This is a genomic window from Paradesertivirga mongoliensis (assembly GCF_024436395.1).
Classification (GTDB): Bacteria; Bacteroidota; Bacteroidia; order Sphingobacteriales; family Sphingobacteriaceae; genus Paradesertivirga; species Paradesertivirga mongoliensis.
On record NZ_JAFMZO010000001.1, the window covers coordinates 494,300 to 508,830 of the forward strand.

Annotated in this window: 13 protein-coding genes; all 13 read right to left on the minus strand. The window is 43.2% G+C overall.

The annotated features are described in order from the left end of the window. Complete coding sequence (locus tag J3P43_RS01875) at positions 1–576, minus strand: acyltransferase (protein ID WP_255898414.1); 576 nt, start codon at positions 574–576, stop codon at positions 1–3. Beyond that, positions 569–1,705, minus strand: a complete 1,137-nt coding sequence (locus tag J3P43_RS01880) for a DegT/DnrJ/EryC1/StrS family aminotransferase (protein WP_255898416.1) — start codon at positions 1,703–1,705, stop codon at positions 569–571. The genes J3P43_RS01875 and J3P43_RS01880 overlap by 8 nt, the downstream gene beginning before the upstream one ends. A 133-nt stretch (positions 1,706–1,838) precedes the next feature. Then, positions 1,839–3,116: a nucleotide sugar dehydrogenase gene (locus J3P43_RS01885; RefSeq protein WP_255898419.1), complete on the minus strand. Its 1,278-nt coding sequence runs from the start codon at positions 3,114–3,116 to the stop codon at positions 1,839–1,841. After that, positions 3,106–4,185: a Wzz/FepE/Etk N-terminal domain-containing protein gene (locus J3P43_RS01890; RefSeq protein ID WP_255898421.1), complete on the minus strand. Its 1,080-nt coding sequence runs from the start codon at positions 4,183–4,185 to the stop codon at positions 3,106–3,108. The genes J3P43_RS01885 and J3P43_RS01890 overlap by 11 nt, the downstream gene beginning before the upstream one ends. Positions 4,186–4,297: 112 nt before the next feature. Continuing rightward, entirely contained in the window at positions 4,298–6,781 is a 2,484-nt protein-coding gene (locus J3P43_RS01895) for an SLBB domain-containing protein (protein ID WP_255898423.1), read from the minus strand. A gap of 574 nt (positions 6,782–7,355) precedes the next feature. Continuing rightward, a complete protein-coding gene (gmd, locus tag J3P43_RS01900) occupies positions 7,356–8,492 on the minus strand; it encodes a GDP-mannose 4,6-dehydratase (protein WP_255898425.1) in 1,137 nt (378 codons plus the stop codon). An 819-nt stretch (positions 8,493–9,311) separates the two neighbouring features. Beyond that, positions 9,312–9,788: a UDP binding domain-containing protein gene (locus J3P43_RS19620; RefSeq protein ID WP_369414764.1), complete on the minus strand. Its 477-nt coding sequence runs from the start codon at positions 9,786–9,788 to the stop codon at positions 9,312–9,314. A 158-nt stretch (positions 9,789–9,946) separates the two neighbouring features. Next, positions 9,947–10,282 (minus strand): nucleotide sugar dehydrogenase, encoded by a 336-nt coding sequence (locus J3P43_RS19625; protein WP_369414765.1) that lies wholly within the window; start codon positions 10,280–10,282, stop codon positions 9,947–9,949. A 169-nt stretch (positions 10,283–10,451) separates the two neighbouring features. Further along, the gene (gene rfbA, locus J3P43_RS01910; RefSeq protein WP_255898427.1) at positions 10,452–11,318 is read right to left on the minus strand and encodes a glucose-1-phosphate thymidylyltransferase RfbA; all 867 of its coding nucleotides are present in this window, start codon (positions 11,316–11,318) and stop codon (positions 10,452–10,454) included. 56 nt (positions 11,319–11,374) lie between these two features. Next, positions 11,375–12,238, minus strand: a complete 864-nt coding sequence (gene rfbD, locus J3P43_RS01915) for a dTDP-4-dehydrorhamnose reductase (protein WP_255898429.1) — start codon at positions 12,236–12,238, stop codon at positions 11,375–11,377. Positions 12,239–12,596: 358 nt separating this feature from the next. Then, positions 12,597–13,178: a DUF3109 family protein gene (locus tag J3P43_RS01920; protein WP_255898431.1), complete on the minus strand. Its 582-nt coding sequence runs from the start codon at positions 13,176–13,178 to the stop codon at positions 12,597–12,599. Beyond that, the gene (locus J3P43_RS01925) at positions 13,171–13,956 is read right to left on the minus strand and encodes a DUF3108 domain-containing protein (protein ID WP_255898433.1); all 786 of its coding nucleotides are present in this window, start codon (positions 13,954–13,956) and stop codon (positions 13,171–13,173) included. Before J3P43_RS01925 ends, J3P43_RS01920 begins: the two co-directional genes overlap by 8 nt. 8 nt (positions 13,957–13,964) lie before the next feature. Beyond that, a complete protein-coding gene (locus tag J3P43_RS01930) occupies positions 13,965–14,480 on the minus strand; it encodes a DUF2480 family protein (RefSeq protein WP_255898435.1) in 516 nt (171 codons plus the stop codon). Between the last annotated feature and the right edge of the window lie 51 nt (positions 14,481–14,531).

Sequence of the window (14,531 nt, forward strand, 5' to 3'; positions counted from 1 at the left end):
TTATTTTATTCTGGTTACAGAATCATTTTCAAGTTTATATTCTTGCCCGCTTTCATGGCAAATCGCTATAGAAGTTTCTTTAAAATCCAGTCGATGTCCATATTCACTCACCCAACCCAACTGCCTGGCTGGATTACCTACCACTAATGCATACTCTTTAACTGTCTTGGTTACAACTGCTCCAGCGCCTATAAACGCGTATTTTCCGATGTCATGGCCGCAGACTATTGTTGCATTTGCACCGATTGATGCTCCTTTGCCAACATGTGTTGTTAGATATTGTCCCCGTCTATTAATTGCACTTCTAGGATTAGTCACGTTTGTGAAAACCATTGAAGGACCCAGAAACACGTCATCATCACAACTCACTCCCTCATATACGGACACATTGTTTTGTATTTTAACATTTCTCCCTAGCTGTACCCCTGACGAAATAACTACATTTTGTCCAATGTTACACCCTTCCCCAATCTTACAATTAGACATGATGTGAGAGAAGTGCCAAATTTTAACACCTTCGCCAATATCGGCACCCTGATCTACAATAGCCGTTTCGTGAACAAAATATTTATCCATGTGTGAAAAAATGCACTATATTTTTTATAATAAAGTCTTGTTCCTCAACCTCCATTTCGGTATGAATTGGAAATGAAATAACCTCTTTGCATAGTTTTTCGGATACCGGAAAATCACCTTCCTTATATCCATAAGAAAGATAAGCTTTCTGTAAATGTACAGGTATAGGGTAATAGATCATGCTAGGAATTCCTTGCTCCAGGAGATATGCCTTTAGCTCATCTCTCCGTCCGTTCTCAACACGACAAGTGTATTGATTGTAAACATGAGTTGAATACTGCGCCTTTTCGGGAAGAATTAGCCCTGCTATGTTAGATAAACATAGATCATATTTTTGAGCTACAGCTCGTCTCGCTTCGGTGTATTCATCCAGGTATTTAATCTTAACTTGTAAAATTGCAGCCTGAATTGTGTCCAATCTGGAATTTACTCCGATCGTTTCATGATAATATTTTTTTCGCTGTCCGTGATTGGCTATTATGTATAACTTATCACCGAGTGTGCTACTCTGGGTCATTAATGCCCCACCATCTCCGAAACAGCCTAAGTTTTTTGAAGGGAAAAAGGATGTGGTTCCGACATCACCTATCGTTCCGGCAAAGGCTCTTGAACCATCTTGGAACAGGTATTCAGCACCCATCGCTTGAGCTGTATCCTCTATGACAGCAATGTTGTATTTCCTGGCTACCGACAGTATGGCTTCCATATTTGAGCACTGACCAAACAAATGAACAGTGATGATCGCTACAGTTTTATTAGAAATGAGCCCCTCTAATTTTGAATAATCCAGCTCAAATGTATCCTCCTTTACATCAATAAATTTCGGAACAAGTCCGAGCAGGGCAATTACCTCCACAGTTGCTATATATGTAAAAGCAGGGACGATAACTTCGTCGCCGGGTTTAAAACCCAAGCCCATCATAGCAATTTGAAGTGCATCTGTTCCGTTCGCACAAGTGACCGCTGATTTAACATTATTATACTCCTGCAAGCTCTGAGCAAATAGTTTTACCTGCGGTCCATTAATATAGGCTGTCCCTTGAACAGCATCCAGTAAAGCTGCATCAATTTCTTCTTTTATTCTTAAGTATTGACCCCTAAGGTCTACCATCTGGATGGTATTTTTCATACATTAACTTTTTATCTCTTTAAGTTTCTAGCACAAGATGTAGTTAAGCACTTTTAGCGATCCGATTCAAACCCTTCAGATTCGGCTAAGAGCCCTTTAAGTGTCCTGCTAACTGGTGCTTCCTGTTAATATCCTAGAGCCTTGCATCAATCACACTACGATCCAGACAAGATTTAGTGTCGAAAATTACAGTATCATGCCCATTTCTAAGCTGTTTAAAATCAATCGATAAAAATTCTTTATGACATACTGCTAAAACGATTGCATCGTACTGCTCTTTCATATTGTTAACCAGATCAATATTATACTCTTGCTTAACCTCATGAGGATCTGCATATGGATCAAAGACATCTACAGTTAGGCCAAACTGTTTCAATTCTGTATAAATATCAATAACCCTTGAATTACGGATATCAGGACAGTCCTCCTTAAAGGTGACACCTAGAATTAAAGCTTTAGCACCCTGAATTCTGTGCCCTTTATGAATCATTAATTTTATCACCTTGTTGGCGACAAACATTCCCATGTTATCATTAACCCTGCGACCCGATAGTATTACTTGGGGATGATAACCCAAAGATTCAGCCTTATGAGCCAGGTAATAAGGGTCCACACCAATACAGTGACCTCCAACTAATCCAGGTTTATATTTTAGAAAATTCCATTTGGTTCCGGCTGCATCAATAACATCAGTGGTGTCAATACCAATCCGATCGAAGATTAAAGCCAATTCATTCACAAAGGAAATATTAACATCCCTTTGAGCATTTTCTATAGCCTTTGACGCTTCTGCGACCTTCAAGCTAGGAGCCTTATGTGTGCCCGCCGTAATGATGCTTGCGTATAGCTGATCTACTAAATCTGCAATTTCCGGTGTCGAACCGGACGTAACCTTTTTGATTTTTGTTAGTGTATTCACCTTATCGCCGGGATTGATACGCTCCGGCGAATAACCGCAATAAAAATCTTCGTTGAATTTTAAGCCGGAAAATTTTTCTAGAACGGGTACGCAATCCTCTTCTGTGCAGCCGGGATATACTGTTGATTCGTATATTATAAGGTCCCCCGTCTTTATTATTTTTCCGAGCATCTCCGAAGCTTTAAGCAAAGGTTTAAGATCTGGGGCTTTAAATTGATCAATCGGCGTGGGTACTGTAACTATATAGGTGTTAACCTTGTATAGGTCTTCGGTTTGACACGAAAAACTCAAGCCATTTCCGGATTTGTTACCCAAAACTAGCATTAGATCATCTAGATTTGCCTCTTTTGTACTATCAACCCCCTCGGAGAGCTCTGCTACCCTATTAGTATTAATATCAAATCCTACAACAGAATATTTCTTAGCAAATTCTATTGCTAAAGGCAAACCAACGTAACCAAGACCGATTACCGCAATGCTTCTATTTTCCATTCAAAATTTCCAAGTAATTCTTCCTAATGATCAAGAACAATATTGCCATAAACCCCCATATGATTCCCCCAAAAAATGCTCCTTTTAATTTCCCGAACTCATGCTTAGTTAATGGATAGATAGGTTGGTCTACCACTTGGATTAAAGGGGTTTCTTTTCGTAAACTCATTTTAGACAACTCCAAGTTTTTAAGTAGTTCTGTTAACATGGCTCTATTTGTCTCCGCATTAAATTGCGAGCGTTGCGCTGGTGCTCGTAATACCTGCCTAGCAGGGTTTAAATTTGGTGTCGCATCTACCGTACGAGCAGACGAGTAAATTGCCCCATTCATTACAGCCCGAACAGAATCCGTTTGATTTTGAAGGATCTGAACATTCTGCAGACTCTTCTTTGTCTTAGTTTCGATGTAAAAGTTGTTCACAGTCAATACAATTTTGTCATTAAACTCTTTGGCAAATTGTTGGTCTGCAGCTTTAACTTCAACTTTTAAAATATTTAGCTTCTTATCCAGCTTGCCTACCGCTATATTATTGGTCCTGATTTGACTAACTATCTCGCCAAGTATGCTGTCTTGAAGACCTGTGAACCTGCTGGTGTCTGCAAAGGATAATGCCTTTAATTCTGGACGTTCCCACCGTTCTCTTATTTTATTAAATTCAAGATATCGATCTATCAACAGTTGCCTTCTTCCATCAAAATCGGCAGGACTCAACAAAGCCTTTTGAAGCATTGTTCGCGATTTATATAACTCCAGTATATTTTCTCCCTGAAATAAACCTCCACCCCCTCCCATATCTATGCCCACCATGGCCGCCATGCCCGCGTACTGTCCAATCCCTCCAACCTCACCCTCTTCAAGCACAAACGTAGTTGTAGCTTCAAAAATGGGCTTTTTGTAATAAGCATATCCTAATCCTAGCAGAATGCCTACAGCTATTGCAATAAAAATCAACCATTTCTTGGTCCAAAGATAGTGGATCCACCTTCGCACAAGCAGAACAAGTTCTTTTAGGGAAATTTCGTCACCATCTTGAGATGATGAATTTAATTTTTCGGATCGTATTGTCATTACATTTGTAGCAGCGTTTACCTGCTTTACAGAAAATTAATCTACTAATTCAGCACCTTTACCATCGTTAAAACCTCGGCTATTAAAGAGTCTTCCCCGCTAGAGGACCGAATTACTTTATAAGATTTAAAACACCCAACACAATTGCACCCAACGAGGCTATTCCAGAGGTTAATCCGACAATTTCAGAGGCCGAGAGAGATTTCCTCTCCGCCTTTTTTGGCACGAAAATTTCAGCACCAGGCTTCACCATCGGATAATTATTGAAAAAAAGAAACTTCTTTGTACTTCTTACCGACCCATTTGCATAAATCACATACGACCGCTTCTTTAATGAATTATCAGAAAAGCCACCGGCATCCGATATGTATTGCTTAAAGCTTTTACCCCCATTAAAAATAGAAGTAGTAGGATATAATACTTCTCCACTTACTTTTATGGTTTGAAGCTGCTTTGGAATGCGCAAAACATCGCCTTCTTCCAAGATCAGATCCACTTTAGATTTAGGTTTATCCAATATTCTTCCCAAGTCGATACCTACAAAATCATTTCTTAGAATGGATTGTTGCTGGGTAATATCGATAGAGTCTTTCGTTGTTTCCTGTAAACGCTGTAGCTTCTGGATTTTTTGCTGATCTTCTTCTTGCGTATTAATCCGATTCTTACCGGAGCCTTTTTCACTCGCATCCGTTCTTTTTAAAGACGCTCCAGCTAAATACGCAAGGTCAGTCAATCCACCCACCCTCTTTATTAAATCTGAAATCCGCTCATCCTTCTTGGTAATGGTATAAGTCCCCGGATAAAGCACCTCTCCTTCCACACGCACCTGCCGCTGTACCTCATAGCCCGCAGCATTTCTCACCAAAACTATATCAAAAGGCTGAAGAACAAAAGTCGCTCCCTGAATTTGCAAATTCGAACTCACGTCTACCTGATAGACTTGAGCGATTCTCGAATTTGCGGCCCCAACCTCACTATCCTTCACTCGACGCGATATCTCTATCCGCTTAGGTGAAGCTCCTTCTTTGAATCCGCCAGCTAAAACGATCAGGTCCTCCAATGTCATGTTCTCGGCATAGTCTACCGTTCCGGGCGCTCTTACCTCTCCTTCAATGCTCACTTTATATTCCTCCCTCAAATCAAAGATGGAAGAGATCGTGATCTGATCCTCTCTTCTGAGCGGAATATCCGCAGCCGTTCCATTTAATATTTTTGCAAGATCGAAAGAGACGAGTTCCGGAGTATTGTCCGCTTTGAGACGGGTAATGTATCCACGCGATAAAAACGCATCTTCTGTTACGCCCTCCGCTTTTTGGATCAATTGACCAAGTGTTAAATTAGGATCTAACTGGTATTGACCCGGACGAAATACTGCGCCGTTAATGGTTACCCTGTTTTCAAAGCGATCCAGGATGGTTTCAGCAAAATACTTGTCCCCATTTTGAGGAATATACGTATTGAATTCAGTGGAAAGGACATCGGTAATGCGCCGTTCTTTAGGGGTGTTCTGTATGACTTTTACTCTCGCGATATAGGCTTCGCTGGTGAAACCACCCGCAAAACTGATGACATCTTCGAGTGTTTCGTTTGTTGTCGCCTCGAAGATTGCTGGCCGCTTAACCTCCCCAGAGAACTCCACGCGTTTGCGATAGGTAGGAATGCGAATAATATCCTGATCCTGCAGGCGAATATTGTTTCGCTGAAACCCCCGTAAAAGAAACTCGTACACATCGAGCTTGGCGATCACCCGGTTATTTCTGATAATCTCAATTTCCCTAAAGGATCCGTTTTCTGATGGACCACCGGATGAATAGAGGGCATTAAAAACTGTAGACAGGGAAGATAAGGTGTAGGTTCCGGGACGAGTCACCTCACCTAGTAATGTTACTTTGATACTTCTGATATTACCCAGGCTGATGTTGACTTTAGTATTACCGCCACGCATGTTAGGGTATACGGTAATCAGTCGCGAGCGAATCCGCTGACTTGCCTGCTCGATGGTTTGTCCGCCGACAGAAACGATTCCGACATAGGGGATATTGATATTGCCTTCCGGCGAAACTCTTAATTTATAGTTTGCTTCAGAATAACCGTAAATGTCAATATTGAGTTCGTCATCTGGCCCCAACTGATAGTTGAGTGGTGTAGCAAGACGAAGATTAGGTTCGAAAGAAATAGTCGAATTTCGGAAAAGCTCTGCACCGAAAATACGGGAGCGTTCGCCTGATGCGTCTACTTTAGCGGTATCTGCTTTGAAATTCAGTTCGCGGCCTTCGTTGCTGCCTGCTGCCGAAGAATTGTTTTGGTTCGAAGTGGTATTGGTGCTTGATGAGCCGGCTTGCTTGATCTTGTTTACCCGCGCCCGTAATTTTGATATTTCCGAAGCGCTCATTCCGCGGGCTTGGGCTACTTGCTCTAATTGAGATTCGCTTAGTCCCTGGGCTTCTACCTGCTGGACAAATTGTTTTATCTGGGCGTCGGATAACTGGTCGACGTTGATATTACTGAAGTTTTGAGTAGATTGTGCAAACAGGGGCTGAGTGAGGCCTAGGCAAAAAAACAGTATAAGTATTCTAACAGATTTAAATAGTTTCAATCTATTAATATCTTTAAATTTCATAAGTCTCAACGTTTTCCTTCGGCACTGTTTAAAGAATTTCTTTAAACAACTCATCACAAATTATAAGTGTCTTAATTTGTGAGGCAAAGATAGAAGAATTTGAAGAAGATTAAAGGGGTATTTTAAATCTTGGGGAGGAGGTTTAGTGAGCGGATTTCTTGCAGCACACTTCCGTCATTCTTGCGCAGGCCTAGCTACGGAACGGGCAGGCAGGAATCTGAATGCTGAGCACGATAAAATTACCGGCATGGTGCTTTACGATTGCCGATTTGCCCGACAATAACGAAGGACGTTTAATCCCCGTAGCCTCGATCCGCTGGCTGGCGGGCTCCAACCGTTGAAAACGATGGGTTATGTCTTCGAACCGCGGAGATATCTCACGCGCTGGTCTAGGGCGCGGGCCTGTTCGATATGACGGGGGAGTATGTTGGGTAGCTGTGTTATAGGGAATGCAGCTCAAAAAAGACCAAACGGAGCGGCAATAAAAAAAGCAGGCAGAATAAAATCCGCCTGCTTTTTTGCCTATATATGTCTGCGTTAATTACAGAAATTACTCAAAATAATTCAGCACCTGGTGCCCACCCTGCTTCAAATACTCATCTTTCTTCATCAGATTCAAGTCTGAAAGCACCATATCCTTCACTAAAGCCGGCAGATCGTATTTAAGCTTCCATCCTAATTTCTCTTTGGCTTTGGTTGGATCTCCTAACAACAGATCTACTTCAGTTGGACGGAAATAACGAGGATCTACTTTTACTACTGTTTGGCCTGGCTTTAAAGCGTCCAGATTTAGTCCCAGCTCAAGCGCTTTTGAAGAGTCAACGTCTACAATCACGCCTTTTTCGTTCTCGTCTTTTCCGCTGAACTCGATTTCGATACCCAGCTCCGCAAAGCTCATACGTACAAACTCACGAACTTCGGTAGTGATACCGGTAGCGATCACATAATCTTCCGGTTTATCCTGTTGAAGTATTAGCCACATTGCTTCGATGTAATCTTTAGCGTGGCCCCAATCGCGCTGAGCCGAAAGGTTACCCAGATACAGGCAGCTTTGTAAACCTAAGGCAATTTTTGCAGTAGCCCTGGTGATCTTACGGGTAACGAAAGTTTCCCCTCTTATCGGACTTTCGTGATTGAACAAAATACCGTTGCAGGAATACATTCCGTAAGCTTCGCGGTAATTCACGGTGATCCAGTAACCGTAGATCTTGGCCACCGCATAAGGTGAACGCGGGTAGAAAGGCGTAGTTTCACTTTGGGGAACCGCCTGAACTAATCCGTATAACTCGGATGTTGAAGCCTGGTAAACACGGGTTTTGTTGGTCAGTCCGAGAATACGCACAGCCTCAAGGATACGTAAAGTTCCGATACCGTCGGCATTCGCGGTGTATTCAGGAGTGTCAAAGCTCACTTTTACATGGCTCATCGCCGCCAGGTTATAGATCTCATCCGGCTGAACTTCCTGGATGATGCGTATGATATTGGTGGAATCGGTTAAATCGCCGTAGTGCAGTTTAAGCTTCACATTAGTCTCGTGGGGATCCTGGTATAAATGATCTATCCGGTCGGTGTTGAATAAAGATGATCTTCTTTTAAGGCCATGTACTTCATAGCCCTTTTTTAGTAAAAATTCGGCCAGATAGGCTCCGTCCTGGCCAGTAATCCCTGTGATTAATGCTACTTTCATTTAAATGTTTTTTATGCGAACTCGGTAAGGTATCTAAACCTCAAAAGTACAAATTAATAATATGTTACGATTAAAATCAGAAAAACATCAAATTTGAATAATAGTTTTCAATGAGCGAATTAAATAATTATAAAACTAATATCAAACAGCTTCAAAGATTGACAATTCTATATTGGGCCAGTTGACTTTTCATCAGTGGGTAAAACCCATATCACATTACCCGCATTATGCGTCAACCTGTCTCCTTTTGTTGGTGTCCCCACCAACAAATTGCTTTTTCAAAAAAACTGCTGCGGCGAAATTAACATCATTATTTCGGTTGGTGGAGACACCAACCGAGGAGCAGATTGACAATTCTATATTGGCCCAGTTGACTTTTCATCAGCGGGTAAATCTCCTATCACATCGCCCGCAACATTATGCGTTAACCTGAGGCATCAGGGGGGCAATGTGTGTTTAGGCATGCCGTGAGGATCTCCGCGGGGCGAAGGGGGAAACAGAGGTTTTTACTTTTATCGGTTGGAGACCTCTCATGGCGCAGGGCCTGGCACTGGCTTTCGAGGTGACGGTGTGGTGGGCAGGTGCTCTATTTCATCGGTTACTAAGTTTCGTAAGCATCGCCTGCGACGTTATCCGTCAAATGATAGGTAGCTTGTCGAGTTGGATATCGTCGCGCTCATTATCAGCCTATTACAGGCGCGAATTCACCCATTCCCGCTGTATGATAGACTTAGTATCGAAAATGACGGTCTGTTCGCCGGTCAACCTTTGAAAGTCCAGCAACTGAAATTCTTTATGCGCGACCGCGAGGATAACTGCCTAATAAGTATGTTGAAAAACATCATCAATCAGGGAAAACTGAAAGGCCTCTTCAACCTCCTGAGGCTTTGCCCATGGATCGAAGACGTCTACGTTAATTCCGTATTGTTTTAATTCGTGGTAGATGTCAATGCATTTGGTATTGCGGATATCCGGGCAGTTTTCTTTAAAGGTGATACCGAGGATTAAGGCTCTGGAATTCTTTACCGCGATATTCTTGGCGAGCATCAGCTTCACTACCTTACGGGCGATAAAAGTCGACATATAATCGTTCACCCGCCTTCCCGAAAGGATCACTTCGGGATGATAACCGAGGAGTTCGGCTTTATGCGCCGGATAATATGGGTCTACCCCTATGCAATGGCCGCCGACAAGTCCGGGCTTGAAGTTTAAAAAATTCCATTTGGTAGCGGCGGCTTCCAGAACATCAGAGGTATCGATCTCTAACTTATCGAAGATCAGGGCCAGCTCGCTCACAAAAGATATGTTGACATCGCGTTGTGCGTTTTCAATGGCTTTCGCTGCTTCAGCAACCTTGATGGACGGAGCCTTGAAAGTGCCTGCCGGGATAATTCTCTGGTAGAGATTATTTACAAAGTCTGCGGCCTCCGGATTTGAGCCGGAAGTTATTTTTACTAAGTTCTAAGGGTGTGGACACTATCGCCGGGACTAATCCGCTCCAGGGAATATCCACAGTAAAAATCCTGGTTAAACGTCAAACCACTTACTGCTTCGAGCACAGGTACACAGTCTTCTTCGGTGCATCCCGGATACACGGTTGATTCGTATATCACCACATCTCCTTTTTTGAGATGCTTGCCCACGCTGGCAGAAGCGCCGATCAGCGGCTTCAGGTCGGGCTTCTTTGATTCATCCACCGGAGTAGGAACGGTGATGATGTAAACGTTGCTGGCTGCAATATCAGATGAACTGTCGCTGAAGTGTATCTTAGACGAGAGAAGCCCAGACATCTCGACTTGCAGGGTATCATCCTGGCCGGCGCGTAGTTGTCTGATCCGGTCGCTATTATATCATAACCGGTTACAGTATATTGTTCGGCGAAAGCCAGGGCTAAGGGTAAGCCGACATACCCTAAACCAAGCACGGTTATTTTGATATCCTTCGATTTAGGAAAAGCCATTATTTCTGATTAATAACTCTCAGCAAATACTGTCCGTAACCGCTTTTTACCAGTGGCTCTGCAATGCTTTTCAGTTGCGCGGCATCAATAAATCCCATCCGGTAAGCTACTTCTTCAATACATCCTATCTTAAGTCCCTGGCGCTCTTCGATCACTTGCACAAACTGACCCGCCTGCATCAAGGAATTGAAAGTGCCGGTATCGAGCCAGGCAGTACCGCGGCTTAATACGCCCACTTTAAGTTTGCCTTGCTCGAGGTATACCTTATTTACGTCGGTGATCTCGTATTCGCCACGCGGAGAGGGCTTTATATTTTTTGCGATCTCTACTACCGAGTTATCGTAGAAGTACAATCCCGGTACGGCATAATTGGACTTCGGCTGTTCCGGCTTTTCTTCGATGGAGATTACATTATTTTCGATATCAAATTCCACCACACCATATCTTTCAGGATCTGAGACCGGGTACGCGAAAACGACACCTCCCTGCGGCTCTTTCATATCCTGTAAGAGATGAGACAATCCGTCTCCGTAGAAGATATTATCTCCCAAAATCAGCGCTGCGCTATCTGTGCCGATGAAATCTTCACCGATCACGAAGGCCTGAGCAAGTCCGTTGGGTTGTTCCTGCACTTTGTATGAGAATTTGCAGCCCAGTCGTGATCCATCACCCAGAAGCTTTTCAAAATTTGGCAGATCCTGAGGTGTTGAAATGATGAGGATCTCCCGAATCCCGGCCAGCATTAAGATGGATAAAGGATAGTAGATCATCGGCTTGTCGTAAACCGGCATCATTTGCTTGCTGGTAGCTAGGGTGAGCGGGTGCAAGCGGGTGCCGGAACCACCGGCCAATATAATTCCTTTCATGTTGTTTGAGATGTGAGAACTTTACAGCTCGCCTAAGTTTTTGGACTTTTTAATTTTTAATTTTGACTTTTTAATTTCCCAACGCATTCCACCAAACTGTCCCTCCAATACGGTATTTCCAATCCGAAAGTCCCTTTGACCTTAGATTTATCCATTACTGAAAAGCCTGGCCTGATGGCTTTAGTGACATATTCCACACCCCTTATGGGCAAGGTATTAACCTTAATATCTGCAATATCGAAAATTGCTTTGGCAAAATCGTACCACGAACATACCCCTTCGTTACTGTAATGATAGAGTCCGTATTGAGCGTTGTCGTTTTCGATAATGTGGAAAATATAGTGAGCGAGATCGATGGCATAAGTGGGGGTGCCTATCTGATCGGCGATGATGCGAAGTTCGTCCTTTTCGGCTCCCAGACGCATCATGGTTTTTACGAAGTTATTTCCAAATTCGGAATATAACCAGCTGGTGCGCAGAATATAATACTTATTTAGAATTGATTCGATAGCGTGTTCACCCTCCAGCTTGGTCAGTCCGTAGACATTGATCGGGCGCGCCTCATCCAGTTCAGTTAAAGGGCGGGCAAGATTTCCTTCAAAAACGAAGTCGGTGGAGATATGAATAAGTGTGGCGTTAAACTGCTTGCAAAGCGTGGCGAGATTTTCAGCGCCATCGCGATTGATGCGCCTGGCGAGGTCTACTTCGTCTTCGGCTTTATCAACCGCGGTGTAAGCCGCACAGTTAATGCAATAAGCCGGTGTTTCCGACTTGAAAATCGCTTCCAAACCTGCCACATCTAAAATATTAGCCTGCTCTTCCGGAAGGAAATTGATATCGCTGATGTTCTGCTTTTCGGAAACAACCTTTAGGCAAGCCCCTAATTGGCCTGAGGCTCCGAATACAATGATTTTGCTCATTAAAATTTAAAGCCCAAACTTACATAAAATAGAATGGGGGACAAATTTTATGGATAGGGGGTGTAACTTTACAAAAGTTTCGAACTTTTGGAAAGTTTAAATTCTCATTAGCGTACAAAGGGCGCTCTGTCATCGGATGACTCAAGGAACTCTCGATATAAGACCACCGGGTAAGTCATCCGCTGACTAAACTGGGGCATGCTCAAACTTACAAATTATCGAATAGTCGTCGGATAACTTACCACATTATCGAGTCACAAAATTCAGGCAAAGTCATCCGATGACTAAGACGTTATAGAGTAGCTACACCTTTCCAAAAGTTTCGAACTTTTGGAAAGTTTAAACGAGTCGTCGATGATTACAAACTACACCCCGCCTTATACGCCGTATTCGCTTCTTCCAGCTCATTGTACCATTCTTCGCCGTACTTTCTGATGAGAGGTTCCTTCAAAAACCTGAACACGGGTACCTTCAGTTCACGACCGAAAGAGCATGCCGAGCTGCAGATATGCCATCGATCATAATGAAGGACATCAAACTCAGGGTATTCGGTGGTGCGTATGGGATATAAATGACAGGAGACGGGTTTTTTCCAGCTGATCTTGCCATCAAGATAAGCCTGTTCAATTCCGCATTTGGTGATACCGTTTTCCCAGGTAACGTAAGCGCATTCTTTATTGCCGTCTACACAGGGTGTGGTATAATCGCCGTCAGAATCTTTCACCCAGGTTCCGTATTCTTCTATTGCTTCAATACCTTTTTGAGTAAGGTATGGCTTTACAACAGGATATATTTCTTCGAGCACCGACAACTCTGACTTTGCTAATGGTGCGCCGGCATCTCCCTCTACACAGCAGGCGCCTTTGCATTTATCAAGATTACAGACAAAGGTCTCCGTCAGCAGGTCTTCATCAACCAGCGTGTTTAATACTTCAATCATTTTTACTTTTTGATGCGCCTAAAGGATATCGCAACCCTTTGGCACCGGTCAGCTCCATCGTTACCGTTCCCACTAAAATCTCTACCTGGGCCTTAACCGGGATTCGGTTACCGTCATCTGTGATCCACAAATACAGCTTGCTATCTTTCTTGAAGACACGCCCAGCCTGAATTGAAGGATTAAATTTCAGGCAATTGAAATATCCCATACTGGTTTTGATACGCTCTTTACCGATATAAGTAATCTCCAGATCCGCCAGTCCGTCGTCGAGGAAATATGTCATTTTGAATGTTTGATTCGGACGAACGCCTGTGAGATCGAGGCTTCGTGCGAAATAATAAGCAGAGAGGATATCGAAGGTTTGGTCTTTCCCGGTAAATGTTCCTTTGTTAGACACTACCTTTCTTTGATCCTGGTAAAACCTCGCTTTATCATTACGCCTGTAATTTCCTTCCTTTATATTCTCTGTGTAAAGAAAAGGTGTAAGCTCGGTTTGATGCACATACGAATCATAGCGGTTTCTGACCTTATGAAAGAAGTCGAAAGAGCCCGAGGTTTTACCCTGAGCCACAAAATGATATGCAGATTTATTATCAAACTTTGCGTCGGAAGCGAGAACTCGCAGAGTGGCTTCGGCGGCGGTAACAATGCCATAACGCAAACGGTACCGGAGTTCCTCACCTACTTTAAAAACCGGCTCTTTCCGGTTTTCTAAGGTCTGCGCATTGCCCTGTGTTACAGCGATGAAAAATATGATCAATAAAAAGGCTTTCCTCATAAATACACTCAATCCTTCCGTTTATATATGGGAACTGTTGAACAAGGTTCGCCATACATAATACTTTTTGCCACCGCAGTAAGCTTTGCGGTAAGTTCAACATAAGCAGAAACCGGCACATAGATATCTCCGCAGCCCTTTATCACCACCCGTTCATCACGATACTTTTCAATATCCAGCTTAGCCAGCGCCCGGTCGAATAGTACGGTTTCAAGCGCTTCAAGGTTACCGAATACTACAGTGCTGGCATATGGAGCCATCTTGTTCGCTAAAAGCATATAAGCCCATGTCGGCACGATAGCGTCGGAAGAACAGGTGATCGCTACATGTTTGTCCTGGTATTGCGACCAGTCATGCTGCTTTACAAACTCACGGAAGTCCTTTTCCCTTAACATCAGTCCATGGAACAGATTGTCTTTAATATCATAAACTACTCTTTCCCCTGCAGGGTATAACTCCGCAGGATCCAAACTGATCAGGCCGCTCTGAGCAACCCGGTTAACAATATTTTCCTGTATATCCATTTTAAAAAAAGAAAAGTAATTTATAAAGCTTCGAAGAAACCTTGATCATCC

Bases quoted from the DNA above. Each gene is read 5' to 3' on its own strand.
- J3P43_RS01875 (WP_255898414.1), bottom strand. From the start codon at position 576: ATGGATAAATATTTTGTTCACGAAACGGCTATTGTAGATCAGGGTGCC.
- J3P43_RS01880 (WP_255898416.1), bottom strand. From the start codon at position 1,705: ATGAAAAATACCATCCAGATGGTAGACCTTAGGGGTCAATACTTAAGA.
- J3P43_RS01885 (WP_255898419.1), bottom strand. From the start codon at position 3,116: ATGGAAAATAGAAGCATTGCGGTAATCGGTCTTGGTTACGTTGGTTTG.
- J3P43_RS01890 (WP_255898421.1), bottom strand. From the start codon at position 4,185: ATGACAATACGATCCGAAAAATTAAATTCATCATCTCAAGATGGTGAC.
- gmd (WP_255898425.1), bottom strand. From the start codon at position 8,492: ATGAAAGTAGCATTAATCACAGGGATTACTGGCCAGGACGGAGCCTAT.
- J3P43_RS19625 (WP_369414765.1), bottom strand. From the start codon at position 10,282: ATGTCTGGGCTTCTCTCGTCTAAGATACACTTCAGCGACAGTTCATCT.
- rfbA (WP_255898427.1), bottom strand. From the start codon at position 11,318: ATGAAAGGAATTATATTGGCCGGTGGTTCCGGCACCCGCTTGCACCCG.
- rfbD (WP_255898429.1), bottom strand. From the start codon at position 12,238: ATGAGCAAAATCATTGTATTCGGAGCCTCAGGCCAATTAGGGGCTTGC.
- J3P43_RS01920 (WP_255898431.1), bottom strand. From the start codon at position 13,178: ATGATTGAAGTATTAAACACGCTGGTTGATGAAGACCTGCTGACGGAG.
- J3P43_RS01925 (WP_255898433.1), bottom strand. From the start codon at position 13,956: ATGAGGAAAGCCTTTTTATTGATCATATTTTTCATCGCTGTAACACAG.
- J3P43_RS01930 (WP_255898435.1), bottom strand. From the start codon at position 14,480: ATGGATATACAGGAAAATATTGTTAACCGGGTTGCTCAGAGCGGCCTG.